We start from the raw sequence: 22,124 nt of genomic DNA on the forward strand, positions 1-22,124 counted from the left end.
GTCGGATCCCTTTCCGCCGGAAAGGGCTCTGACCCCGACACCTTGCTGCCGGCCAGCGGCCGGCACTACCGGTCTGCAGGCAGCTTCGCGATCACCTTGATCTCGAACTGGAACCCATACAGCCAGGTCACGCCGATGCCGGTCAGGGTCGGGTGCGGCGCCTCGCCCCAGTACTCGGGCACGATCGCCCAGGCCTTCTCAAAGTTCTTCTCCGGATCGACCAGGAACACGGTCACGTCGATCACGTCATTGAACGTGCAGCCTGCAGCAGCCAACACCGCATTGAGATTCTCGAAGGCGCGGCGGACCTGCGTTTCGAAGTCCGGTTCGGGTGAGCCGTCCTCGCGGCTGCCGACCTGGCCGGAGACGAACAGGAAACCGTTGGATCGGATCGCCGGCGAGTAGCGGTTGCGCTCGTACAGGGCCTGGCGGCCGGCGGGGAAAACGACATCACGCTGTGACATGGGGAAGAACCCGTGGGTGAGGACGCCTATCCTCCGCGCCAGCGCTGTCTGGATAAACCGCGATGATCGGCCTAGATTGATTGCAAATCCCAAACAATTGCAGTCAGCCATGGACCGTTTCGAGGCGATGCGGGCCTTTGCCCGCGTGGTGGAGACCGGCAGCTTCACCCGCGCCGCGCAGACCCTGCAGATCAGCCGCACCACGGCCACCCAGCTGGTGCAGCAGCTGGAGGCGCACCTGCGGCTGCGCCTGCTCAACCGCACCACGCGCCGGGTCAGCGTCACCGCCGATGGCGCGGCCTACTACCCGCGCATCGCCCGCCTGCTGGCCGAGCTGGAAGAAGTGGAGGGCGGGCTGGGCGACGCGGCCACCCAGCCACGCGGGCGGCTGCGCGTGGATGTGCCCGGGCCGTACGCGCGGTTGCGGCTGGTGCCGGCGTTGCCGGATTTCCAGGCGCGCTACCCGGAGATCCAGCTGGACATCGGCGTCAGCGACCGCGAGGTCGACGTCATCGCCGACAACGTCGATTGCGTGATCCGGGGTGGCACCCCGACCGACCCGGCACTGGTGGCGCGACCGCTCGGCGCGCTGCCGATCGGTTTCCACGCCAGCCCCGGCTATGTGCAGCGTTTCGGCCTGCCGACCGATCCGCGCGCTCTGGAAGGACGCGACCACCACATGGTCGGCTTCCTCAGCCCGCGCAGTGGCCGCGCACGCGTGTTCGTTGCACAGCGCGGCGATGAGCGCGTTGAGGTGCAGGGCCGCTATACGGTCGGCTTCGATGATGGAAACGCCTATCTGGCCGCTGCGTTGGCGGGGCTGGGCGTGGTGGCGCTGCCCAGCTACATGGCCGAGCCGCACGTGGCGCGCGGCGAGCTGCTGCCGGTGCTGCAGGACTGGCAGCTGCCGCCGATGCCGATGCATGTGATGTTCCCGCCGAACCGGCACATGAGCCAGCGGCTGCGGGTGTTCATCGATTGGGTGGTGGAGGCGCAGGGGTGACACACACCGGGCGTGCGAAAATCACCACAGCACGCAACAGGAAACAGCCTCACGCATGAGCCGCATCGTCGCACTGGATACCGAAACCACCGGCATCTCCCACCGCCTGGGGCACCGGGTGATCGAAATCGGTGCCGTCGAACTGATCGATGGCCAGCTCACCGGCCGCCAGTTCCACACCTACCTGCAGCCGCAGCGCAAGGTGGATTGGGGCGCACAGCGCGTGCACGGCATCAGCGATGCGATGCTGGTGGGCAAGCCGCTGTTCTCCAGCAAGGCGGCCGAACTGCTGGAGTTCCTGCGCGGCAGCGAGATGGTCGCGCACAACGCTACCTTCGATGTGGGCTTCCTGGACAACGAGCTGCGCCTGTCCGGTATCCCCGGCACGCTGGCCCAGCACTGCCGCATCACCTGCAGCCTGAAGCTTGCGCGGGGACGCTGGCCGGGTCAGGGCAACAAGCTGGATGATGTGCTGCAGCGCCTGCGCATTCCCAGCCAGCGCGGCCTGCATGGCGCGTTGAAGGATGCGCACCTGCTGGCGCAGGTGATTCCGCACCTGCGCTGAGGCCTGGCCGCTGTCACACCGGCCGCAACCATCGCTCGATCATTGCAACGCCACAGGCCACCCCGTCCTCATGGCGCATCGCCACGCCCAGGGCCGCCGCGCGTGCGCGTGTTGCGTCGGTTTCAACGAAGGTGATGGCTGCCGCCAGCGTTGCTGCGTCCAGCCGCTTCGGTGACAACGGTGCCGGTGCCACGCCCAACCGATACAGACGATCAGCCCAGAAGAACTGATCGGCGGCGAACGGCATCACCAGCGAAGGAACACCGGCGCGGCAGGCCGAATGCGTGGTGCCGCTGCCACCGTGATGGATGGCGAATGCGCAACGCGGGAACAGCGCTTCGTGTGGAGTCGGCCCCAGTACGAAGACCGAATCGGGCAAGCGCATCGCAGGCAGTCCCACCCAGCCAGGAAACAGCAGCACCCGGCGTGGCGCCAGCGCCTGCAGCAGGGCCGGCAACACGCGCTCGCGATCAAAGCCGGTCATGCTGCCGAAGCCCAGATACACCGGCGCCGGGCCGGCATCGAGGAAGGCCTGCAGATCGGCCGGGGGTATCCAGGGCGCATCAGGAAGGCGCCATTGGCCACAGACGATGTGGTCGGCCGGCCAATCCGCCGGTGGCGGCAGCAGCTGCGGCGAGATGCCATAGAGCATCGGCAGGCCGGGCCACAGCGAGCGGCGCGGCGATTGCCCCAGCTGCTTGCGGGCTGCGTTGATCGGCCGACGGAACTGGCGCCAGATCAGGCCGTTGACCAGCCCATAGCTGGCGCGGTTCAACCAGCCCGGCGAGCGTCCCGGTGGCAGGAACGGAGAGCGGAAGGCCCGCGTCGGGGTCAGCGGGATCATGCCGGTGCCGATGACCGGAAGTCCGCGGCGTTCGCCCACGCTCATGCCGACAAAGGCCGCCAGGCCACCGGTCAGAATCGCATCGCAGCCTTCGGCAGCGGCATCGGCCTGGCGCATCCAGCCGCTGACATGCTGCAGCGCCATCCGTGCCAGCCCGCTACTGGCGGCGGCAACACCGTTGCCACGCGAGACCAGCGCGACCACTTCGTCATGGATGTCACCTTCAAGAGCCGCATGGGGCACATCCAGTGCCTGCGCGCTGCCCAGGGTGCCGCCATCGGCAAGCAGTGTCACCTCGTGGCCTGCGCCGATCAGCCCATGGCAGAGCATGGCCAGGGGACGCGTATCGCCTTCGGTTCCGTAGGTCAGGGCCAGCAGCCGCATGGAAAGCTCCGCAGTGAACCGGAGCAGTATGCCGGTTGGCGGGCTCCCGGCCCTGCCGGTTCAGCCGCAGCCTGTGGGTAACTTGCGCAAGTGCTTGAACCCGTGCATAATGCGCGGCTCGCTGTGTCCGGTTTTCTACCGGGCGGCGCCCCCCGGGAGCACGTCCCCGGCCGCCCAACGCCAGCGTAACCCTTTGATTCTCTTGACGTGTGGTGGGCAACCATCGAGGCCGCCGTCTCCCGGGCTACGGGCTGACAACTACTACTATCGAGGTGCGCAATGTCCCGCGTATGCCAGGTTTCCGGCAAGCGAGTGCAGACGGGTAACAACGTCTCGCACGCCAACAACAAGACCCGTCGTCGTTTCCTGCCGAATCTGCACGAGCGCCGTTTCTGGGTGGCCAGCGAGAACCGCTGGGTCAAGCTCCGTGTTTCCGCGCATGCACTGCGCACCATCGACAAGAACGGCATTGATTCCGTTCTGGCTGAGCTGCGTGCGCGCGGCGAAAAGGTCTGAGGAGTAAAGCATCATGGCAGGCAAGCGCGATAAGGTCCGTATGATTTCCTCGGCCGGTACCGGCCACTTCTACACGACCGACAAGAACAAGAAGAACACCCCGGGGAAGATGGAATTCCTGAAGTACGATCCGGTCGTGCGCAAGCACGTCCTGTACAAGGAAGGCAAGATCAAGTAATCCGCAAGGATTGCTGGTCCCCGCGAAGAAACCCGCCCTTGTGGCGGGTTTTTTCATGTCTGGTATCCAGGTGGTGGGTGCCGACCGTTGGTCGGCACGTTCCCACACCCGGTGGCTGCCAACCTTGGCCGACACGCTGTCCCCGTGCTCGGTAGGTGCCAACCTTGGCCGACATGCTGTCCCCGTGCTCGGTAGGTGTCGACGTTGGTCGACACGCGGTCCCCGCCCCCGGTAGGTGCCAACCTTGGTTGGCACGCTGCTTCAACGCAGTCGAGCGCGGCTCGACTCTACAAAGGCCGGTGGGCAGAATGGCCCATCACCTCCCGACGGGCGACACGATGCTGTTCGAGTGGTTGCTGGGTTCCTACCTGCTGCTGATCGACTGGCTGATCCGGCTGGTCGCGCTGTGCTGGATTCCCACCCGCACCACGCCCGGCGCGGCGCGCAGCTGGCTGCTGCTGGTCGGCTTCGTACCGCTGCTGGGCCTGCCGCTGTACCTGCTGTTCGGCCATCCGTGGCTGTCGCGCGAGCGCATCCGCCGCCAGGCCGAGGCCTCGCAGGTGATCCGTGAGGAGCAGGCGCTGCAGCATCGCCTGCGCTGGACCCCACAGCCCGACACCGCCAGCGCCGAGATCGTGCCGTTGGTGCAGCGCCAAGGCGATTTCATGCCGGTACACGGCAACGCCGTCGATCTGCTGACCGACTACGACGAGTCGCTGCACACGCTGATCGCCGACATCGACCAGGCCGAAGACCGCGTGCACCTGCTGTACTACCTGATGTTCGACGACGCGGTCGGCGAGGCCATTGTCGAGGCCTTGCAGCGTGCCGCCGCGCGTGGCGTGCAGTGCCGCGTGCTGCTCGATGCGGTGGGCGCCAAGCGTGGCCTGCGCGCCTATCGCAAGCGCCTGCAGGCGCGCGACATCGAAGTGCGCGCGATGCTGCCCGGTGGCCTGCGCTGGCGTCGCAGCGGACGCATGGACCTGCGCAACCACCGCAAGATCGCGGTGATCGACAACGAAGTGGCCTATGTCGGTTCGCAGAACCTGGCGGGCCCGCAGTTCGTGCCGGGCCACCCGAACCGCGAACTGGTGGCGCGCGTCCGCGGCCCGGCGGTGGCGCACCTGGAAGCCGTATTCGCCAGCGACTGGTACATGGAGACCGGCCAGCGCCTGGATGTGATCACCGATGTGCCCGAATGCGGCGACGACATCGCCACCCAGCTGCTGCCCAGCGGCCCGGCCTACCCGTACAGCAACGCGCGCGACGCGGTAGCCGCGCTGATCCACCTGGCGCGACGCCGGCTGGTGATGGTCACCCCGTACTTCGTGCCTGACGAAGCCACACTGAGTGCGCTGCGTATCGCCGCATTGTCCGGCGTGCAGGTGCAGCTGATCCTGTCTGCCAGCAACAACCAGCGGTTGACGTCGTGGGCGCAGGAGGCCTACTACGATGAACTGCTGCGCTGTGGCGTGCGCATCGCGCTGTACGAGCCGCAGTTCCTGCACGCCAAGCACATGAGCGTGGATGAGGACATCGCCGTGCTCGGCTCCATCAGCATGGATATCCGCTCGTTCGCGCTGAATGCCGAGATCGGCCTGATCTGCTACGACCGCGCGCTGGTGCAGCAGCTGTGCGCGATCGAGGATGGCTACCTGCGCGAGTCGCGGCAGCTGGACCTGCAGCAGTGGCGCAGCCGCCCTGCGTGGCGGCGCAGCCGCGAAGGTATTGCACGGCTGGCCGATGCGTTGATGTGAAGCAATGCCGGCCGCCCATTCCGGCAATCCGGCCCGTCATCGCCGATGGCCTACAATCGGCACATGACTGATTCACCGCGTAATGGCGAACTGGACCTGGCGATCATCGGTGGTGGTGCGGCCGGGGTGCTGGTGGCGATCCAGGTATTGCGCCAGGCGAATGCGCCGCTGGCGCTGGCCATCTTCGAACCCGCCTCGCAGCTGGCCCAGGGTATCGCCTATGCCACGCCGTGGCCGGAGCACCTGCTGAACGTGCCGGCGGCGAAGATGAGTGCGTTTGCCGACCAGCCCGGCGATTTCCTCGACTACCTGATGGCCGCCAATGCCTACCCGGGCGAGGCGCGCGAGGTGCTGGGCGAGCGCTATGTGTGCCGCCACTACTTTGCTGCCTACCTGCAGCAGCGCCTGCAGGAGGCCGCTGCGACCAGCCCGGCACAGCTGCAGGTGATCGCGCAGCCGGTGCTGGGCCTGCAGCCGGATGACCATGGCTACCAGCTGACACTCGGCGATGGCAGCACGCTGCACGCCGCGCAGGCGGTGCTGGCCACCGGCAACAGCATGCGACCGCTGCCGGTAGCCGGTGCCGAGGCGCTGCCCGCCGATGACGTGATCGAGGCCTGGGACTACGACGGCGTGCGCACCCTGGCCGGCGAGCAGGCCGTGGCCATCGTCGGCTCCGGCCTGAGCATGGCCGACACCGTGCTGGCATTGGTCGCTGCCGGCCACACCGGCCCGCTGCACGTGATCTCGCGCCACGGCCTGCTGCCGTTGCCGCATGCGCACGGCGGCCTGCCCACGTTCGACCCGGCCACGCTGTTGCCGATGAACCTGCGCCAGCGCCTGCGCGCGTTGCGTGGGTTCGCACGCCAGGCACAGGCCGACGGCCTGCCGTGGCAGGGCGTGATGGACCGTATCCGTCCGCACGGGCAGGCGCTGTGGTGCAGCCTCGACGCGGCCGACCAGCGCCGCTTCCTGCGCCATGTGGTGCGCTACTGGGACGTGCATCGCCACCGCATCGCCGAAGAGGTCGACGCACAGCTGCAGGCGCTGATCGAAAGCGGCCAACTGCGTATCCACCGGTCCCGCCTGCAACGCGTCGGCCGCGAAGGCGATGCCCTGCGGCTGTCGGGTCGCGATGCCACCGGCAATGAACAGCAGTGGACGATCAGCGGGGTGATCAACGCTACCGGCGTGGAAACCCGCGCCAGTGCGCTGCGCAACCCGCTGCTGCAGCAGCTGCAGGCCGATGGCCTGGCCCGCCCCGGCCCGCATGGGCTGGGCCTGGACAGCATGGTGCCGGGCGATCGCCTGTGTGCCGCCGGTGGCCAGCCGCAGGCGCAGCTGGGCGTGCTCGGCAGCCTGCGCATCGGCAGCCTGTGGGAAAGCCTGGCGGTGCCTGAACTGCGTCAGCAGGCGCAGGCACTGGCCACCCAAGTGGTCGCAGGAGCCGCGACGGCGATGCCGTAAAATGGGCGCATGGATGTCTCCCACCTGCTTGATGGCCTGAACCCGGCCCAGCGCGAAGCCGTCTCCGCTCCCCCCGGCCACCACCTGGTGCTGGCCGGTGCCGGTTCCGGCAAGACCCGCGTACTCACTCACCGCATTGCCTGGCTGCATGAAGTCGATGGCGTGCCGACCCACGGCATTTTCGCGGTGACCTTCACCAACAAGGCGGCCGGCGAAATGCGCCACCGCATCGACGCACAGCTGCCCAATGGCAGCCGTGGCATGTGGATCGGTACCTTCCACGGCCTGGCCAACCGCCTGCTGCGCCTGCACTGGCAGGACGCGAAGCTGCCCGAAGGCTTCCAGGTGATGGATTCAGATGATCAGCTGCGGCTGGTCAAGCGCGTGGTGCAGGCGCTGGAACTGGACGACGGCAAGTACCCGGCCAAGCAGATCGCCTGGTGGATCAACGAACAGAAGGATGAGGGTCGCCGCCCGCAGCACATCCAGCCCGAGCCGCATGATGCGTGGCTGGAAACCATGCGCCAGGCCTATATCGAATACCAGGCACGCTGCGACCGCGCCGGCCTGGTCGACTTCGCCGAGCTGCTGCTGCGCGCCCATGAACTGCTGCGCGACAACCCTGCGCTGCTGTCGCACTACCGTGCCCGCTTCCGCGAGATCCTGGTGGACGAGTTCCAGGACACCAACGCCATCCAGTACGCCTTCGTGCGCGTGCTGGCCGGTGATTCCGGCCACGTGTTCGTTGTTGGTGACGATGACCAGGCCATCTACGGCTGGCGCGGCGCCAAGGTCGAGAACGTGCAGGGCTTCCTGCGTGATTTCCCAGGTGCGCAGACCATCCGCCTGGAACAGAACTATCGCTCCACTGCCAACATCCTCGGCGCTGCCAATGCGGTGATCGCGCACAACCCGGATCGCATCGGCAAGCAGCTGTGGACCGACAGTGGCGACGGAGAACCGATCGACCTGTACGCGGCGTACAACGAGATGGACGAGGCGCGCTACATCGTCGAGCGTGCCCGCCAGTGGGTACGCGATGGTGGCAGCTATACCGAAGTGGCCGTGCTCTACCGCAGCAACGCACAGTCGCGCGCGCTTGAAGAGGCGCTGCTGAGCGAACAGGTGCCCTATCGCGTGTACGGCGGCATGCGCTTCTTCGAACGTGCCGAAATCAAGGACGCGCTGGCTTACCTGCGCCTGCTGTCCAACCGCAACGATGACGCCGCCTTCGAGCGCGCGGTCAACACGCCTACCCGGGGCATCGGCGACCGCACGCTGGACGAAGTGCGCCGCGAGGCGCGCGCGCAGGGCATCTCGCTGTGGGAAGCAACGATGCTGGTCACCCAGGGCAACGCGCTGGCCGCACGCGCGCGCAATGCACTTGCCGGCTTCCTGGGGCTGGTCAACGAGCTGCAGGCGCAGACCGTGCACATGACCCTGGCCGAGCGCGTGGACCACGTGTTGGCCCGCTCGCAGCTGCGCGAGCACTGGAGCAAGGAAAGCCGCAATTCGCTGGATTCGGAATCGCGCACCGACAACCTCGACGAACTGGTCTCGGTCGCTTCGCGCTTCGTGCGCCGCGCCGACGACATCGAGGAAGTGGGCGAGGACATGGACGAGCTGGTCGCGTTCCTGGCCTATGCCGCGCTGGAGGCCGGTGAAGGCCAGGCGCAGGCGGGCGAGGACGGTGTGCAGCTGATGACCCTGCATTCGGCCAAGGGCCTGGAATTCCCGCTGGTGTTCCTGGCAGGCATGGAAGACGGCCTGTTCCCCAGCGCACGTTCGCTGGAGGAAAGCGGGCGGCTGGAGGAAGAGCGTCGCCTGGCCTACGTCGGCATCACCCGCGCGCGCCAGAAGCTGGTGCTGAGCTACGCCGAATCTCGCCGCATCCATGGCCAGGACAACTACAGCCTGCCGTCGCGCTTCCTGCGCGAGATTCCGCGCGAGCTGCTGCACGAAGTGCGCCCGAAGGTGCAGGTCTCGCGACCGGCCTCTATGGGCGCCAGCCGGGTGATGGGCCATGCCTCGATCGAGGCACCGCCGATCAAGCTCGGTGCGCTGGTCACCCATCCCAAGTTCGGCGAAGGCATGGTGACCGACTACGAAGGTAGCGGCGCCCACGCCCGCGTGCAGGTCGAGTTCGCCGACGCCGGCAGCAAGTGGCTGGTGATGGCGTATGCCAACCTGACGGTGATCTGATCACCGTCAGAGGCGGGAATTCCTGTAGAGCCGAGCCATGCTCGGCTGCTTCTGGCGGGAAAGAGCAGCCGAGCATGGCTATGCCGGTCGTCCTGACCGGCACCCTTCGGGCCGTCGCAAGCGACGTTGGCAGCGGCTCCTGCCGCTACCTTCGGCTCTACAACAGCGGTCGGCTATCAGCTGATGGTGAATGTCTCCACGGCTGCCACCAACCCGGCGCGGTCCATTGCTTCTTCATCCTGGCGGTTGCGGATCAATACGTAGTGGCCTTCCTCCGGCGACAACACCTCGATCACCTCATTGCGATAGTTGGTGATCTCGATGAAGCCGCTGCTCACTCCGTTGAGGTTGTCGATCTCGGCCATTAACGTCTCCAGGCTCACGATGGCGCCGTCCTTGTCCGTTCCGCCGCCAGTGCGGGGATTGTCGAAGTACACGCATATCTTCGGCTGCCTGGTCCTATGCCAGTTGTTGACGTCAACGATGTGATGTGTGGACCACCTGAAATCCTCTGCTGATTCGTTGCCGTTGAACTCACACCGGAAGATCGGCAGGCATAGGAACAGCCCCGTGCGCTTCTCGATCCGATTCAGAAGCCCGTGATAGGTGCTGGGAACCGCCATCGCATGAGTGAACCCATAGGCGTTGGAAGGAATCTCGAAGATCGTTGGCCCATCATGTGAAAGATGGTGCGGTGCGTTCAGCACAACGCTGGTGGCGAATTCCGGATCATCGACATTCTTGGACGCGATCGCGAGGTCATGTCTCTTGGCATTCCTCACGCAGCAATAGAGTACGTACGTCGCGACTACGTACTTGCTGAAGTAGCAGCCGTGGACTTCGGCCACCTCTCCGAACGACGTTAACAGGTCATCCTTGGTGATCATGGACATCTGGACGGTGGCAAAAGCACATGGTGGCCCCTTGAACGGTCATCCGACCATGCAATTTGTCTGAAAGCACCCTGTTGGTGTCAGAGCCCTTTTCCGTTGGAAAAGGGATTCGACCCCGATTAGGCTGCGCTCATGACCCGCAACGTGCTCTTCCTCTGCAGCCAGAACCGCCTGCGCAGCCCTACGGCCGAGCAGGTATCTGCCGATTGGCCGGGCATCGAGACCGCCTCGGCCGGGCTGCTGGCCGACGCCGAGGAAGTGCTCAGCCCTGAGCTGCTGCAGTGGGCGGACCTGGTGTTCGTGATGGTGCGCGCCCACCGCAATCGGCTGTCCAGCCGCTACAAGGCCTGGTTGAACGGCAAGCGGGTGATCTGCCTGGATATCCCGGACGACTACGACCACATGGACCCGGTGCTGGTGGAGCTGCTCAAGTGCAAGGTGACCCCGTTCCTGCGTTGACGGGCTGTTGTAGATACCGTGTCGCCCTCGCCTAGGCAAGGGCGACACGGTATCTACAATAGGCGGCACTTCTTCCAGGAACGCCCCCATGACCGAACCCACGCTGCACGTCACCGTGACGTTGAATGCCAAGCTGCAACCCGAACATCGCCATGAACTGTTCGAGGATCCGCTTGACGCGTTGTTGCAGGCGGCCCAGGTGGGCGAGCTGACGGGCGGCGGCACTGCGATGTCCGATCTGGGTGAGGTCGAATACGGCGACATCGAAGTGGCGCTGGTCGATGCGGGTGGCGTACCGAAGCTGATCGACCTGCTGGAGCAGTTGGGTGCACCGAAGGGCTCGAAGATCCACGGCGCAGGCGAGGCCGACCGCAGCTTCGGCGTGACCGAGGGCCTGGGCATCTACCTGGATGGCCTGAACCTGCCGGACGACGTCTACGAGCAGTGCGATTCCAACCACGTGTTCGAGCAGCTGTCGGAGAGCATCGACGGCCTGGGCGAGATCTGCAGCTGGTGGCAGGGCCCGACCGAGACCGCGCTGTACATGTACGGCCAATCGTTCGAGGCGATGCGCGATGCGATTGCCGAATTCGTGGGCAGCTATCCGCTGTGCCAGAACGCACGCGTGGTGCAGATCGCCTGAAGGTGGGGGCGCTGTAGGGTCGAGCTTGCTCGACCGCCTTTGGTGAGCAGAAGCAGTCGAGCAAGCTCGACTCTACGGCAGCAGGTTATCGGCCGGTTGACTGCCGGGCGTTGTCGCGCAGCGCCATGTCCTTGCCGATCTGGTAGCCGCCGAACAGCACCGCCAAGGCGATGATCGCGGCGACCATGATGGACTTCTGGGAACTCCAGACGGGCGGCTTGTTGTCCTGCATGTCGGTCGTCCTTGGGCGCGGCAGTGCGCCGCCCGCCGAGCATGCGCCGCCCGACCGGTGCGTGCAAGCGGGCGGTGCGCACACGCCAATGCGCGGCGCCGGATTGATCCTGCTCAAGGCGCAGCCTCCACATCCGGTGTGTAATGGTGTTGTTCCCATCTGGCAGATCGCTACGGAGCCCCACCATGTACAAGCGCATCCTGATTGCCACCGACGGGTCCGAGCTGGCCGACAAAGGCCTGGCCAAGGGCCTGGAACTGGCCAAGGACCTCAATGCCGAGGTCGATATCGTGACTGTCTCCGAGCCGTGGGCCGTCGGCATGTACGATGCCATGGGCTGGAGCGTGGGCTACATGAACAGCCCCGAGTACAAGGCCGACCGCGAGGAAGGCGCGCAGAAGGTGCTGCAGCCGGCGCTGGCCAAGGCCGCCGAGCAGGGCATCACCGCCAATCCGGTGCACGTGCTGGACCGCTACGCGGCTGACGGCATCATCGAGACCGCCGGCGAGCGCAACAGCGACCTGATCGTGATGACCTCGCACGGCCGCCGTGGCGTGACCCGCGTGCTGCTGGGCAGCCAGACCGCCGAAGTGCTGGCACGCAGCACGCTGCCGGTGCTGGTCATCCGCTGATCCACACCCACTGATTCAAGCGTTCCCGGGGAGGGGACCCGACGCCGGCCGCAGGATGCGCGCCGGCGTTGTTTTTTGTCGGGGATCGGGGGGCGGATCCACGCATGGAGTGGATCTACTGATAGGCGGTCACCCACGCATGGCGTGGATCCACGTTCGTTGTCCCGGTAGATCCACGCCATGCGTGGATGGGCCGTACCGATGGCCTTGAGCGGTCAGAGCCCTTTCCTGTGGAGAGGGATCCAACCCCGGTCACCTCACCAGCTGTACAGCTTCCAGTACACCGGCGACACGCCATCCTTGTCGTTGTCGAAACGGCCGTCGCCGTTCTTGTCGTACATGTAGAACGGAGCACCGCGCGATGGCGTCACCTTGACCATGCGCAGCTGGCCGGACACACGGTATTCCTCGATGACATCGCCGTTGTCCATGGTGCGCTTGGAGACATCGGCGCCCTTGACGTCCACCGGGGGAGCACCTGCGCCACCCATGCTGGCGCAGCCAGCGAGCAGGAGCAGGGAAGCCAGCATCAGGGTCTTCATCGGCGGGGGCCTTTGCCTAGAGAGAGCCCTGATTATGCCCCATCGCCAGGTGCGTGCCGTGTCGTCGCGGTGCAGGCACGGGCGCGTAGAATCGGCCCATGAGCAGATTAGTCCTGATCGACGGGTCCAGTTACCTGTACCGCGCGTTCCACGCGCTGCCGCCCCTGTCCAATGCACAGGGTGAACCCACTGGCGCACTGTTCGGCGTGGTCAACATGCTGCGTTCGACGCTGAAGGAACGCCCGGCCTACGTCGCGTTCGTGGTCGATGCGCCCGGCAAGACCTTCCGCGATGACCTGTACGACCAGTACAAGGCCAACCGCCCGCCGATGCCCGATGAGCTGCGCAGCCAGGTCGAGCCGATGTGCCGCATCGTCGAGGCGCTGGGCATCAGCATCCTGCGCGTCCCCGGCGTGGAAGCCGACGATGTGATCGGCACGCTGGCCCTCCAGGGCCTGGCGCAGGACCTGAAGGTGACAATTTCCACCGGCGACAAGGACTTCGCCCAGCTGGTGCGCCCGGGCATCGAGCTGGTCAACACCATGACCGGCAGCCGCATGGATTCGGATGCGGCGGTGATGGAGAAATTCGGCGTGCGCGCCGACCAGATCATCGACCTGCTGGCGCTGATGGGCGACGCGGTCGACAACGTGCCGGGCGTCGAGAAGTGCGGGCCGAAGACCGCTGCCAAGTGGCTGGCCGAGTACCAGCACCTGGATGGGGTGATGGCGGCCGCGCCCACCATGAAGGGCAAGATCGGCGAAAACCTGCGCGCGGCGCTGGAGCGTCTGCCGCTGAACCGCGAGCTGGTGACCATCCGCACCGACCTGGCGCTGGACGCCAGCCCGACCACGTTGGCCCTGCGCGAGCAGGACGTGCCGGAGCTGACCGAGCTGTATGCGCGCTACGGCTTCACCCAGGCGCTGAAGGAGCTGGGTGCGCCGGTGCCGGCACCGGTGGCCGCCAGCGAGGCGACCCCGAGCCTGCGCGGCACTGCGGCCGGCTTCGCGCGTGGCAGCGTCGAGGCGCCCGCCGCCGGCACGCTGGATCCGGCACTGTCCGCGCCGGGTGAATACGAGACCGTGCTGAGCGCCGAGCAGCTGCAGGCCTGGGTCGAACGCCTGCAGCAGGCCGACCTGATCAGCTTCGATACCGAGACCGATGCGCTGGACGCGATGCGTGCGCGCCTGGTCGGCATCAGCCTGGCGGTCGAACCGGGCAAGGCCGCCTACATTCCGGTCGGCCACGACTACCCGGGTGCGCCGGCCCAGCTGCCGCTGCAGCAGGTGCTGGACGCACTGCGCCCGGTGCTGCAGGACCCGGCGAAGAAGAAGCTGGGCCAGCACGGCAAGTACGACCTGCACGTGCTGCGCCGCCACGGCGTGCAGGTGCAGGGCTACCACGACGACACCATGCTCGAGAGCTTCGTGCTCAATTCCACCGCCACCCGCCACGACATGGATTCGCTGGCGCTGCGCTACCTGGGCTACAGCACCATCAAGTTCGAGGACGTGGCCGGCAAGGGCGCCAAGCAGATTCCGTTCTCGCAGGTGGGCATCGACGAGGCCAGCCGCTACGCCGCCGAGGACGCCGACATCACCCTGCGCCTGCACCACGCGCTGCAGCCGCAGCTGCTGGCCGAGCCGGCGCTGGACAGCGTTTACCGCGGCATCGAGATGCCGCTGGTGCCGGTGCTGGCCAGCATCGAAGCCAACGGCGTGCGGGTCGACACCGACGAACTGCGCCGGCAGAGCCAGGACCTGTCTTCGCGCATGCTGGCAGCGCAGCAGAAAGCCACCGAGCTGGCCGGGCGCAGCTTCAACCTGGATTCGCCCAAGCAGCTGCAGGCGGTGCTGTTCGACGAGTTGAAGCTGCCGGCGGTGGTGAAGACCCCCAAGGGCCAGCCCAGCACCAATGAAGAGGCGCTGGAGGCGATTGCCGACCAGCACGAGCTGCCGCGCGTGATCCTGGAGTACCGCGGGCTGGCCAAGCTTCGCAGCACCTACACCGACAAGCTGCCGGAGATGGTCAACCCGGACACCGGCCGCGTGCATACCAGCTACCACCAGTCCGGTGCCGCCACCGGCCGCCTGTCCTCGTCGGATCCGAACCTGCAGAACATCCCGATCCGCACCGAGGACGGCCGTCGCATCCGCCGCGCGTTCGTGGCGCCGGAGGGCTTCCAGCTGCTGGCGGCCGACTATTCGCAGATCGAACTGCGGATCATGGCCCACCTGTCCGAGGACCCGGGCCTGGTGCGTGCCTTCGAGCAGGGCGCCGACGTGCACCGTGCCACCGCCGCCGAGGTGTTCGGGCGCACGCTGGAGGAAGTGACCCCGAACGAGCGCCGCGCCGCCAAGGCGATCAACTTCGGGCTGATGTACGGCATGAGCGCCTTCGGCCTGGCCCGCAACCTGGGCATCGACCGCGGCCAGGCGCAGGATTACGTGGCGCTGTACTTCAGCCGCTACCCGGGCGTGCGTGACTTCATGGAGCGGATGCGCCAGCAGGCCCGCGACCAGGGCTATGTGGAAACCCTGTTTGGTCGTCGCCTGTACCTGAACGACATTCATGCACGTAACCAGGGCCTGCGCGCCGGTGCCGAACGCGCGGCGATCAACGCGCCGATGCAGGGCACCGCCGCCGACATCATCAAACGCGCGATGGTGGACGTGGACCAGTGGCTGCGTGACAGCGGCGCACCGGCACGGATGATCCTGCAGGTGCACGATGAACTGGTGTTCGAAACCGAAAGCAGTTTCGTTGAAGACTTGCGTTTGCAGGTGGTGGAGCGCATGTCGCAAGCGGCCAAACTGCGGGTGCCGCTGGTGGTCGATACCGGCGTCGGCAACAACTGGGACGAAGCGCACTGAGGGTATTTCAGGCCGATAACGACGTGAATTCGTTCATTCGTCAGAGGTTTCTGACTCGATCATGAATGTTGTCCTGATCGAGGTTCATTAAATTGGGCCCCTTCACGAACCGTTAGTGTTCGGAGTGCTTCTATAACTCTCGACAGGCGCAACGCCTGTTGTGGATCTCTCCCATCCCCTGGAGCAGATCTCGGAACGGGGACTCCTCCCCAAGTGCCCGTTCCCCGGCCCCGTTGACCTCCCCCTGGTCAGCGGGGCTTTTTATTTGTGCCGCCGCAGCACCAGGGATGGGGTCAGATCCTTGGTGCTAGGCTGGGCTACCGTTCCACAGGGGAAGACCATGCCCGATCTGTTTGCACTGGCAATGCCCTGGTGGGAGTTCATCCTGCGCGCGGTGGTGGTCTATGTCGTGGTGCTGGGCATGGTCCGGCTTGGCGGCAAGCGGGCTCTAGGGCAGATCACGCCCTTCGACGTGCTGTTGATCGTGCTGCTGGGCAATGCGGTGCAGAACGCGCTGCTTGGCACCGATACCTCGCTGGGCGGCGGCCTGCTGCTGGCCGCGACCCTCATCCTGCTCAACTATGGGGTGGGCTGGCTGACCACCCGGAATCGACGCATGGAGCGGATGATCGAAGGAGAACCTACCGTAATCGCGCGCGATGGCCGGCTTTTGGAGGGTGTTCTCCGCCGCGAACTGATCAGCCGGGCCGATTTCGATGCTGCGTTGCGCCAGCAGGGTGGCCTGCGGATCGAGGATGTGCAGATCGCCCTGCTGGAGACGACCGGGCACATCACCATCCTTCCGCGGAAGGGCACCTGATCGTGCAGCACCGAGCATGGGCTCGGCGCTACAGCGCATCATTCACGGTGTGCAGCGGGTAGTGCCGGCCGCCGGTTTGCGCTCGTAGTAGGCGAAACGATTGCCGCTGTCGATACCGACCAGGTTGCCGTTCTGCAGCAGCTGCAGCACGAAGTCGCTGCCGATATCGCGGTGGATGAGGATGCGGCCGTCGCTCAGGCTTGCCCGCAGTGGCTGTTCGCGGCCACCGGCCTCAACCACACCACCCTCGAAGAAACGCAGCTGCGACAGCACGCTGCGCTCGGCTTCAAAGCTGCCACAGGGCAGTGCGGCGGCCGGCACCGGCGTGAGCGCTGCCGCGGGGGCGCTGGCGAGAACGGCAAGGTCCTTGGCCGGACCGCAGGCCGGGGCATCCGCGCGCTGCGCACAGGACCGCTGCAGCGCATCGCGGGCCTGCTGCAGGCGGCCACTGCTCCACAAGGTTTCGGCGGTGTCGGCGCAGAACGTTTCGCCCTTTTGCACGCGGCAAAGGCCGATCAGTTCATCAAGCTGTGCAGGTGGCAGAGGCGGATCCACGGAATGCTGCAGGCCGAGCAGGGCCTTGCCCATCATTTCCGAGGCAATCTCATTGGCTGCCGTCATGCAACCCTCGGCGTCGAACGAGGGCAGCTCCTCCCTGCAGATCTCGGGAATCGGCGGTTCTTCCTTTCTGGGCGCTGCGTCCTTGGCCTGCTGCTGGTAGGTCTCCAGCAGGCGCATGCAGGCTGCGCCCACGCCCTCGGCGCACCAGGCGTGCAGTTTCACGGGTGCGGCCTCTGGCAGCGCCTCCAGGCACTCGGAGGTGTTCATCACGCAACCGTCCTCGACGGGCTGCGGCATCGTCTTGCAGGCGGCGGCGTGCTCACGGGTGAACTCGCGATAGGGCGTGCTGATCGTGCGGTCGTTGTCCGAGAAGTACCAGTTTTCCAGCTGGCCCGTGGACAGGTTGCCGGTACCGAGCACGTCTTCCTGGCGGGCGATGCGCAGCTCCTCGGTGGCCTGGTAGGGGCCGGACAGGAAGCCGTGGCCTTCGCTCTCCAGGGTCAGCGTGGTGTTGCCGCTGCTGTCCTTGTAGGTGCCGCAGGCCATCGACTGCGCGGCGGCCGGCAGGCTGGCCGAGGCCAGCGCGAGCACCAGCAGGGCACGCCAGCCCGCGGCGCGAGGGCGGAAGGGAACAGCAACAGACATGGGGTCATCCTTGAAGGAGGCAGAGCAGGGCCTGTCCGGTGCAGGGCGCACCACAGGCGCGAGAAGGCGCCACGCGTCAGGCGTGGCGCCGGAAGATCAGAGCCAGTCGCGCGGCACCAGATAGTCGGCCAGGCGCGCCTCGGCGCTGCCCGCTTCCGGGGCGAAGCCGTACTCCCAGCGCACCCGCGGCGGCAGGCTCATCAGGATGCTCTCGCTGCGGCCGCCGCTCTGCAGGCCGAACAGCGTGCCGCGGTCGTAGACCAGGTTGAACTCCACGTAGCGGCCGCGGCGGTACAGCTGGAACTCGCGTTCGCGCTCGCCATGCGCGGTGTCCTTGCGCTGCTGCACGATCGGCAGGTAGGCGTCGAGGAAACCATCGCCGACCGCACGCAGATAAGCGAAGTCGCGCTCGAAGTCGCCGTGCAGGTCGTCGAAGAACAGCCCGCCGACGCCGCGCGTTTCATTGCGGTGGCGCAGGAAGAAGTACTCATCACACCAGCGCTTGTGCGCGGCATAGCGTTCGTCGCCGAACGGCGCACACAGATCGCGTGCCACCTGGTGCCAGTGCTGCACGTCCTCGTCGAACGGATAGAACGGGGTCAGGTCGAAGCCGCCGCCGAACCAGCTGGCCACCACTTCACCGTCGCGCTGTGCCTGGAAGAAGCGCACGTTGGCATGGGTGGTCGGCACGTAGGGGTTGAGCGGGTGGAACACCAGCGACACGCCGGTGGCGCGCCAGGAGGCGCCGGCCAGTTCCGGGCGGTTGGCCGAGGCCGACGGCGGCAGGCGGCTGCCGGACACATCGGAAAAGCCGATACCGGCCTGCTCGAACACCGCGCCGTCGCGCAGCACGCGGGTGCGCCCACCGCCGCCCTCGGCACGCTGCCACAGGTCTTCCTGGAAGCGGGCCCGGCCATCGACGGCCTCGATCGCCGCACAGATGCGGTCCTGCAGGTCGGTGAGGTAGGCGCGCACGCGCTCGAATTCGTTCATGGCGCGTACTTTACCGCAGGGCCCGCCCGAAGCTGCGGACAGGCCCTGGCCGGCTCAGCGCTTGCGGTTGGAATGGCGCGGCGGCGGGGTGTCGTCTGATGCCGCGTCATCGGCCGCCTTCTGCAGCGCGCGGCCCAGATCGATCAGTTTCCAGTTCTGGGTGCCGAGCACGTCGCAGGCCACGTGCAGGCCACTGCGGTCGGCCTTGCACAGCCGGTCCAGCAGTGCATGTGCATCCACCTCGGCATCGTTGCCCTGGGCCGTGACCAGGTTCTCGCAGCCCTCGCGGACGCCGGCTCGGCAGACCGTGGTGTAGTGCTCGGCGGCCTGCAGCCAGTGCCCGGACAGCGCAAGGCGGTTGCCGAGTATGTTGCAGCCCTGCAGCCTGCCCTGCGCGCAGCAGGCTTCCGCCCCGCCGGTAGCGAGCGCCTGCGGGCAATCCTGGGGTAGCGGCAGCACGGTGTACTGCTTCGGTGCACTGCAGCGGCCCGGGCCATCGCCAGTGGGGGTGAACACCTGGAAGCGGGTCCAGGTATCCAGGCCCAGCAGTTGGCCGCCAGGCAGCGGACGCAGCACGAAGTCGCCGCCCCTGTCGTGGCGGATGCGGATGTCGCCCTCTTTGACGCGGGCGCGGAGATGGCTGTTCCAGCCAACGCCGACCAAGCCGTTGTCACCGAAGTCCAGCGTGTCCATCAGACCGCCATCGGCCCGGTAGTTGCCGCAGGGCAGGGCCGTTGCCGGTTGCGGTCGCAATGATGCGCCCAGCGCCTGCAACGCCGGCAGACGCTCGCAGGTGGCGGTGTCGTTGCCCGGTGTGCAGGCCGCAGCCAGCGCCTGCACCGCCAGCAGGGGATCTCCCGCGTCCCAGGAGAGTTCGGCCACCCGCTCGCAGAAGCCGCCATGCGCTACCTCGCGGCACAGCCGCAACAACTGTTGCCGCCGCTCAGCCGGAATGATCACCGGCACGGTCGGCGCCGTCATCGTCACCATGGCTTCGGTCATGGCTGCCGTCATCGCGGCCTTGACCAGCTGCGCCTGCACTGCGGGGTCGGCCTCGAGCGCGGCGGCACATGCCGGGGTTTCCTGTTCGAAGCCCCCGTTGTCACAGGCAGCGGGGAGCTTGATGCCGGACAGGGCGGCGTCGAGGGCCGCCTTCTGCTGGACAGGATCGGCCTTCACCGTAGGCTTGGCTTCATCACGCCAGCGATCAGCCAGTTGCAGGCACATGCCGGGCACGCCTTCCCGACACCCTGCTTCCAGCGCGGCCGGAGTGGCTTCGTGACGGTTGTCCAGGCAGGCCACGGCATTGGCCAGGCAGCTGCCTTCAGCCGGCGTGGCTGCGGCGGCGCACCGTTCGGGGGTCAGCAGGATGTAGGTCGTGCCATCCACCTCGACCGTGCGGCCACGATCACCTACCTGCAGCGGGCTGGGCAGGCCGTACTCCAGGTTCACCAGTTGCAGCTTCCCGTCGATCTGCTGGAACGCGACCGGAGACGGTGCACTGCCGAAGTGCTTCTGCTCGCCACGGTTGGGTGAGCTGATGCGCAGCGTGCTGCTGCCTTCGTCGGCCTTGAACAGGCCGCATTGCGGTGACTGTGCGGCGGCCATCGGTGCGGCCAGCAGCAGCGCCCAGGCCAGCCAGCGCTGGCGCGGTGCGGGTGAATGCATGTCGTCTCCTTGACGATCGAACGGGAAACTCCAGGCGCTACGGCGAACCACGGCCCTCGCGCGGGGGCGTACATTCTGCCGTGCCGGGCACGGGCTGGTAACGCTGGTAGGCGGTCTGTGCATCCATGCCGAGCAGATCCCCGTTGCCGAGCTGGCGCAGCACAAGGGTTTCGCCGTTCTGCTGCAGGTGGATGGCGCCGTTCTGCAGGCGGGCCCGGGTGCCATCGCCGAAGTCGAGCCTGTCGATCACGCCTCCATCGGCCTGGTAGCGGCCGCAGGGCACCTGCTGGGCCGGGACGAGGCGCAGGTCGGTGCCGGGACCGCGCAGCGGTGCGATGCGTTCGCAGCCGCTGGTGCGGCCGGCATCGCAGACCACCTGCAGCGCCTGCACCGCCAATGCGGGCTCCAGCGCGATCAGTTGCTGTGCGGCTACTTCGACGCAGAAGCGGCCACTGCGGTGCTGCAGGCACAACTGCTGCAGGCGATCGCGTGCAGCGGCCGGAAGCGGTGAATCCGGCATGTCTTCGTCTTCCTGTTGCAGGCGTTCACCGACCTTCTGCATGGCGGCGGCCAGCGCATCGCCGGTCAGCGTCTCGCAGGCCTGCGGGTCATGGCCGGGCGTGTGTTCGCGGCAGATGGGCGGGCGTTCGAAGCGCGCGGGGCTGGTGTCATCGCTGCCGGCTACAGTTGTTCCATCGCGAAGCTGGCGCAGCAGCGCCGAGCAGCCCGCGCCAACGCCTTCGCTGCACGCACGCTGGGCCTGGCCGGGTGAGGCCGTGGGCAGCCGTGCAACGCAGTGGCTGCCAGCGGCGCGGCAGCTGCCATCCATCGCGCTGGGCTCGCTGGCGCAGGCGCGGGGCTGGCGCAGGGTGTAGAGCACCACCCGGTCGTGCTCGATGCGCTGCCCATCGGCGCTGATCCGGATCGGCTGCGCCACGCCATCGTCGAGCATGACCAACCGCGTCTGTGCCGCACCGCGATCAACCCACAGCGGCTGCGGCTCGCTGCCATCATCGTGGTGGTAGCCGCTGCCGGGAGTGGTGAACACCAGCGCCATGCCGCCATCGGCGCTGCGGTACTCGCCACATTGCAGCGCATCGGCGCCGGCAGGCAGCGCAGTCAACAGCAGCAATGCGGGGAGAAGGGGCAGCAAGCGCAAGCGACGGTCCTTGTCATGCGGGAAAGGGGTGTGGCTCAGTGGAAGCGCGAGCGGATGTCCGGCCGCAACAGGCGCCAGGCCAGCCAGCCCTGAAGGCCGAGGAGCACCAATGACATGGCCACTACGGTCAGCGTGATCAACCAGCGTTTCAGATGGAGTTCCTGCTGCAGGACGGCGTCGTCGGAGAGAAACGGGATGACATCACGCATGAACACGTCCAACCAGCCGGCGATCGCAAAGTTGGCCAATGCGCTCAGCAGCAGGATCACCACAAAGCTCCACAGGCCCCAGCTGCGCTCGCGCAGCAGGCCCCAGCTGGCCAGCGTCGAGGCCAGGCACAGCAGCGCGGCAATCATCGACGCGGCCACCGGATGCGCCAACAGCCAGGTCAGGCTGTGCAGGTGCTGGTCTTGTACTTCCCTCTCAACCAGATGCCAGATCGGAAGGTTGTGTAGCGGCCACAGCAGCAGTCCCTGCATCACGAAGTACACCGTGAGCAGCAGCGACAGCCAGAACGAAGCGTGTGCGATCGGGCGCACCCAGGCGTGATAGGTCGGCTGGACCAGCGAGGGAATCGGCGGGATCGACATTGACATCCGGTGTCCTTGCAATCGGTGCCCGCGC

The 22,124-nt window shown here is 66.8% G+C and carries 22 protein-coding genes; 12 read left to right on the forward strand and 10 right to left on the reverse strand.

Annotation, left to right across the window (positions count from 1 at the left end):
- Positions 1–65 precede the first annotated feature (65 nt).
- Positions 66–464 (reverse strand): RidA family protein, encoded by a 399-nt coding sequence (locus tag AC5P60_RS06280; RefSeq protein WP_483693415.1) that lies wholly within the window; start codon positions 462–464, stop codon positions 66–68.
- 109 nt (positions 465–573) lie between these two features.
- On the opposite strand from AC5P60_RS06280, the gene AC5P60_RS06285 reads away from it, so the two are divergent.
- Positions 574–1,467: a LysR family transcriptional regulator gene (locus AC5P60_RS06285; RefSeq protein WP_483693414.1), complete on the forward strand. Its 894-nt coding sequence runs from the start codon at positions 574–576 to the stop codon at positions 1,465–1,467.
- Positions 1,468–1,522: 55 nt separating this feature from the next.
- Positions 1,523–2,032 carry a DNA polymerase III subunit epsilon gene (dnaQ, locus tag AC5P60_RS06290; protein WP_005411640.1) on the forward strand — a complete coding sequence of 170 codons (510 nt, stop codon included), beginning with the start codon at positions 1,523–1,525 and terminating at the stop codon, positions 2,030–2,032.
- 13 nt (positions 2,033–2,045) lie between these two features.
- On the opposite strand, the gene AC5P60_RS06295 is transcribed toward dnaQ, so the two are convergent.
- Positions 2,046–3,260: a glycosyltransferase gene (locus tag AC5P60_RS06295; protein ID WP_033835342.1), complete on the reverse strand. Its 1,215-nt coding sequence runs from the start codon at positions 3,258–3,260 to the stop codon at positions 2,046–2,048.
- Positions 3,261–3,539: 279 nt separating this feature from the next.
- Between AC5P60_RS06295 and rpmB the strand changes: the two genes are divergently transcribed.
- The 5 genes from rpmB (at position 3,540) to uvrD (ending at position 9,380) form a co-directional block, all read left to right on the forward strand.
- A complete protein-coding gene (gene rpmB / locus AC5P60_RS06300) occupies positions 3,540–3,776 on the forward strand; it encodes a 50S ribosomal protein L28 (RefSeq protein ID WP_005411638.1) in 237 nt (78 codons plus the stop codon).
- Between the two features lie 10 nt (positions 3,777–3,786).
- On the forward strand, positions 3,787–3,954 hold the full coding sequence (rpmG, locus tag AC5P60_RS06305; protein ID WP_169411268.1) for a 50S ribosomal protein L33: 168 nt from the start codon (positions 3,787–3,789) through the stop codon (positions 3,952–3,954).
- 338 nt (positions 3,955–4,292) lie between these two features.
- Positions 4,293–5,711, forward strand: a complete 1,419-nt coding sequence (gene cls, locus AC5P60_RS06310) for a cardiolipin synthase (protein WP_495201719.1) — start codon at positions 4,293–4,295, stop codon at positions 5,709–5,711.
- A gap of 45 nt (positions 5,712–5,756) precedes the next feature.
- Positions 5,757–7,178, forward strand: coding sequence for an FAD/NAD(P)-binding protein (locus tag AC5P60_RS06315; RefSeq protein ID WP_483693413.1), 1,422 nt, complete (start codon positions 5,757–5,759; stop codon positions 7,176–7,178).
- Positions 7,179–7,187: 9 nt separating this feature from the next.
- The gene (gene uvrD, locus AC5P60_RS06320; protein WP_483693412.1) at positions 7,188–9,380 is read left to right on the forward strand and encodes a DNA helicase II; all 2,193 of its coding nucleotides are present in this window, start codon (positions 7,188–7,190) and stop codon (positions 9,378–9,380) included.
- Between the two features lie 176 nt (positions 9,381–9,556).
- On the opposite strand, the gene AC5P60_RS06325 is transcribed toward uvrD, so the two are convergent.
- Positions 9,557–10,267, reverse strand: coding sequence for a hypothetical protein (locus AC5P60_RS06325; protein WP_033833844.1), 711 nt, complete (start codon positions 10,265–10,267; stop codon positions 9,557–9,559).
- Between the two features lie 138 nt (positions 10,268–10,405).
- Between AC5P60_RS06325 and AC5P60_RS06330 the strand changes: the two genes are divergently transcribed.
- Both AC5P60_RS06330 and AC5P60_RS06335 read left to right on the forward strand, forming a co-directional pair.
- A complete protein-coding gene (locus AC5P60_RS06330) occupies positions 10,406–10,732 on the forward strand; it encodes a low molecular weight protein tyrosine phosphatase family protein (RefSeq protein WP_033833837.1) in 327 nt (108 codons plus the stop codon).
- Between the two features lie 88 nt (positions 10,733–10,820).
- Positions 10,821–11,375, forward strand: coding sequence for a hypothetical protein (locus tag AC5P60_RS06335; RefSeq protein ID WP_483693411.1), 555 nt, complete (start codon positions 10,821–10,823; stop codon positions 11,373–11,375).
- 85 nt (positions 11,376–11,460) lie between these two features.
- Here AC5P60_RS06335 and AC5P60_RS06340 read toward each other — a convergent pair whose 3' ends face one another.
- Positions 11,461–11,607, reverse strand: coding sequence for a hypothetical protein (locus tag AC5P60_RS06340; RefSeq protein ID WP_231522502.1), 147 nt, complete (start codon positions 11,605–11,607; stop codon positions 11,461–11,463).
- Between the two features lie 185 nt (positions 11,608–11,792).
- Between AC5P60_RS06340 and AC5P60_RS06345 the strand changes: the two genes are divergently transcribed.
- Positions 11,793–12,239: a universal stress protein gene (locus AC5P60_RS06345; protein ID WP_005411629.1), complete on the forward strand. Its 447-nt coding sequence runs from the start codon at positions 11,793–11,795 to the stop codon at positions 12,237–12,239.
- A 257-nt stretch (positions 12,240–12,496) separates the two neighbouring features.
- Here the strand turns inward: AC5P60_RS06345 and AC5P60_RS06350 are convergent, their stop codons facing one another.
- A complete protein-coding gene (locus AC5P60_RS06350; RefSeq protein WP_005411628.1) occupies positions 12,497–12,781 on the reverse strand; it encodes a DUF2782 domain-containing protein in 285 nt (94 codons plus the stop codon).
- A gap of 98 nt (positions 12,782–12,879) precedes the next feature.
- On the opposite strand from AC5P60_RS06350, the gene polA reads away from it, so the two are divergent.
- Entirely contained in the window at positions 12,880–15,654 is a 2,775-nt protein-coding gene (polA, locus tag AC5P60_RS06355) for a DNA polymerase I (RefSeq protein ID WP_483693410.1), read from the forward strand.
- 340 nt (positions 15,655–15,994) lie between these two features.
- Positions 15,995–16,474, forward strand: coding sequence for a DUF421 domain-containing protein (locus AC5P60_RS06360; RefSeq protein ID WP_024957711.1), 480 nt, complete (start codon positions 15,995–15,997; stop codon positions 16,472–16,474).
- A 42-nt stretch (positions 16,475–16,516) separates the two neighbouring features.
- On the opposite strand, the gene AC5P60_RS06365 is transcribed toward AC5P60_RS06360, so the two are convergent.
- The 5 genes from AC5P60_RS06365 to AC5P60_RS06385 form a co-directional block, all read right to left on the reverse strand.
- Positions 16,517–17,680 carry a hypothetical protein gene (locus AC5P60_RS06365; RefSeq protein WP_495201713.1) on the reverse strand — a complete coding sequence of 388 codons (1,164 nt, stop codon included), beginning with the start codon at positions 17,678–17,680 and terminating at the stop codon, positions 16,517–16,519.
- Between the two features lie 96 nt (positions 17,681–17,776).
- Complete coding sequence (gene hemF / locus AC5P60_RS06370) at positions 17,777–18,673, reverse strand: oxygen-dependent coproporphyrinogen oxidase (protein WP_099497360.1); 897 nt, start codon at positions 18,671–18,673, stop codon at positions 17,777–17,779.
- 54 nt (positions 18,674–18,727) lie between these two features.
- Complete coding sequence (locus AC5P60_RS06375; RefSeq protein ID WP_483693408.1) at positions 18,728–20,341, reverse strand: hypothetical protein; 1,614 nt, start codon at positions 20,339–20,341, stop codon at positions 18,728–18,730.
- 37 nt (positions 20,342–20,378) lie between these two features.
- Entirely contained in the window at positions 20,379–21,500 is a 1,122-nt protein-coding gene (locus AC5P60_RS06380) for a hypothetical protein (RefSeq protein ID WP_111109178.1), read from the reverse strand.
- Positions 21,501–21,535: 35 nt separating this feature from the next.
- A complete protein-coding gene (locus tag AC5P60_RS06385) occupies positions 21,536–22,096 on the reverse strand; it encodes a hypothetical protein (protein ID WP_111118213.1) in 561 nt (186 codons plus the stop codon).
- Between the last annotated feature and the right edge of the window lie 28 nt (positions 22,097–22,124).

The sequence above is a fragment of the Stenotrophomonas sp. YJH_SMC_120 genome (assembly GCF_059368675.1).